At 63.3% G+C, this 3,107-nt stretch carries 2 protein-coding genes; both read right to left on the reverse strand.

Going from position 1 to position 3,107, the window contains the following annotated elements; translation table 11 throughout:
* Positions 1-61: 61 nt before the first annotated feature.
* Positions 62-943, reverse strand: coding sequence for a protein tonB (locus QMX78_RS20890; RefSeq protein WP_282273267.1), 882 nt, complete (start codon positions 941-943; stop codon positions 62-64).
* 60 nt (positions 944-1,003) lie between these two features.
* Positions 1,004-2,734 (reverse strand): bifunctional isocitrate dehydrogenase kinase/phosphatase, encoded by a 1,731-nt coding sequence (gene aceK, locus QMX78_RS20895; RefSeq protein ID WP_282273269.1) that lies wholly within the window; start codon positions 2,732-2,734, stop codon positions 1,004-1,006.
* Positions 2,735-3,107 lie beyond the last annotated feature (373 nt).

Here is a 3,107-nt window from a genome sequence, read left to right on the forward strand (position 1 = left end):
CGGCTGAGGCGTTACCGGTGAAGCCCCTGCCGAGCATGGCTCGGCACTACCTCACGGAGAGTCAGCTGCCTTGCAGCGGGGTCAGCAGCTGCGGGCCATTGTTGTCGACCAGATTGACGCTGCCATCTGCAAGCGCGTCCGGCGAGAAACCAAGCTGTTCGCTGTCTTCGCGCCACGGCGCACGCTCACGCGGACCCGGCACATAACTCACCCAACGCCCCTGTTCCTGGCCTTCGGCACCACCGTTATCCAGGGAGTAGCTGACCGGCACACGCACATTCCAGAACGGTTGAGCAGCACCAGGACCTTGCGTCGGAACCCGGAAGGTCCACTGCCTGGCGCCGGCCAAAGCACTCTTGGCCAACAGCTCGCGGGCACGCCGCTGATCGTTCTCCCGGCTGAGGAAGGTAAGGTTCACCTGCTCGGCAAACGCATCTTCGACCTTGCCGTCCCTGCCGACCTTGACCAGCAGGTAGACGCTGCCGGAAACCCCGGCACGGAAGGCTTGTTCGGGATAACGCGGCGGTTTCAGCGAGATACGCGCGATGTTCTCCGGATCATCGGCATCAAGCCGCGCGAAATTGATGCCGCGCAGGCTGATTTCATAGCGATCACCATCAAGTTTGCGGGCGATGACACGCAGGCTCATCGGTGCCACCGCACGAACTGCGACGCCATCCCTGAGCACAGGTTCGAAGCGCCACTTCAGCCCGGCATCGCGCACCATGCTCACCACGCCGACAGGCAGCTTGTCCTCTTTGGCCAGCTGCACTGCCGATACCGAGCCGTCGGTCTCGATACTGACTTCGCCTCGGATCACCATGCTGCTTTCAATCCGCTCACGCACCGCCGCGATACCGCCGCCATTCGCTGCGCTGGCAGGTACCGGCATCGTAGTCAGAAGCATGGCGCCAAATGCCATGGCCGCAAATACCTGTCGCATCCCACTTCTCCTTGTGTCCAGAAAGCGGATTAAAGCGCGGCCCGTGGATCGCCGCAAGCTTCAGGCCAGGCGCAGCGCACGCGGATACGGGGGGGTGTCCGGGTACAGCCCTTGCTGGAACCCGACCTGCAGACCCTGCCACCAGGCCGGATCGAACAGCTCACCAAACTTCTCCTGCACCAGCTCCAGCGACGACGGCGGCAAACCCATGAACAGCCCGAAGCGCTCCGGGAAGACATCGTTGGCCGCGACATGGAACCACGGCTCGGCGGCCATCGCCTCCTCCTCGCTGCGTGGCTGCGGCCATGCCCGGAAGTTGCACTCGGTAAGCAGGCACAGTTCGTCATAGTCGTAGAACACCGCACGACCATGCCGCGACACGCCGAAGTTCTTCAACAACATGTCACCGGGGAAGATGTTGTTGCAGGCCATGTCGCGGATCGCCTGCGCATAGTCCAGCGCGGCAGCGCGCGCCGCCTCTGCACCCTGCTCACGCAGGTAGAGATTCAACGGCCGGAAACGCCGCTGCACGTAGCACAACGCGATCTCTACCTCGTCGCCATCGACGCGGACACTCTGGCTGCACTCCTGCACAAGTTCCTGCAGCAGCGCGGGCGCGAACCGTTGCAGGGGGAAGCGCAGGTAGCGATAAGGCTGGGCATCCAGCAAGCGCCCGATGCGATCCAGATTGAAGACCAAGGCGTACTTGTCTTCAACATCCTGCCGACTCATCGTCTTCGGCCACGCAAACCGATCACGTATCAGCTTGAATACCAGCGGGTAGCTGGGCAGGGTGAATACCGTCATCACCATGCCGGGCGTGCCATCAGCGTGCACCAGCTGCTCGTTGTCGTGCTGCTGGAAGTGACTGAAAAAAGTGCGGTAACGCTCGGTCTTGCCCTGTTTGGCCCGGCCCAGCACCGTGTAGATCTCGTCCACCGGCTTGCCCGGCAGGATGCTGCGCAGGAACACCACTGCATCGGCCACGGTTGGCAGATCGGCCTGGAAGTAGCTGCGCGAGACGCCGAACAGATGCGCCACATCGCGCCGGCGGCTCAGCACCGCCTCCGCGCGGATCCCGTGTTCATCGTTGACCAGCGCAATCACACACGGCGAAAACCGGTGCTCGCCGAACACGCGCCCTACGAGATAGGCACGTCGCTCGCGGTAGAACACGGTCTGCAACAACTCGATCGCGCGGACCGGGTACGGCCCCCAATGCGAGAGATCATCCTGCAGCCGCACCGCGATGGCCGCCGCACAACGCAGCTGGTGCATGTACGGCAGGTCGAACGCATAGTCCGCCAACAAGCGCGAGAACGCTTCGGCCGGGCGCGCCTCGGACACTGCATAGACATGCCGCGCGACCGGATGGGTGATGGCGTCGGAGGGTTCGATGTCCAGCGCCATGAACTCGATGCTGTCATCCACGCCATGGGTGGCAAACAGACGCCGGGTGAGCGTGTTGTAGAAGGTCTTGTAGAGCTCGCCGTCGATGCGGCCCTCGATCAATCCGGCGAAGTCCTGTTTGACCTGCCGCCACAACAGCTGCAGTTCGCTACTGCCCTGCAGTAGCTGATCCAGCTGGGTGCGGCATTGTGCAACACAGACGTCATACAGCTCGATGCGCTCCACTGCATCGGCTTTGGCAGCGGCCCAGTCTCGGCGCTGGAAGCGCTCGCGTGCGCGCCGGCTGACCTGGGCGAAGTCGCGGTGGTAATCCTCGAAGCCCTGCGCGATGCAGCTGGCGATGCTGGCGGCCAGCGCGCTGTCTGTAGCCGACTCGATCATGACGGTATGACCATACGTTGCCGAGGTGCTGGGTCAATGCAGGTACGGGGTAATCGCATGCGGGAGAACACCGGGGAGTTGCGCTGACCATACGCCACTGGCTGCTGTTCGGGGCAGGCCTGGACGTGGAGTTGTTCGTGGATTGGGAGTTTCGCGCTAGAAGCACCCCTCCCCAACCCTCCCCTTTGCTACGCAAAAGGGAGGGGGTGGATCGCTTCCATCTGCACGTTGCGTGCGAGCGCAAGCTCCGCCCCCTCCCTTGCGCCTAGCGCAGGGGAGGGTTGGGGAGGGGCGCTCTGGCTCTGGCTCTGGCTCTGGCTTTGGCTCTGGCTTTGGCTCTGGCTTTGGCTCTGGCTTTGGCTCTGGCTTTGGG

The sequence above is a fragment of the Stenotrophomonas sp. PS02298 genome (genome assembly GCF_029959445.1).
Lineage (GTDB): Bacteria > Pseudomonadota > Gammaproteobacteria > Xanthomonadales > Xanthomonadaceae > Stenotrophomonas.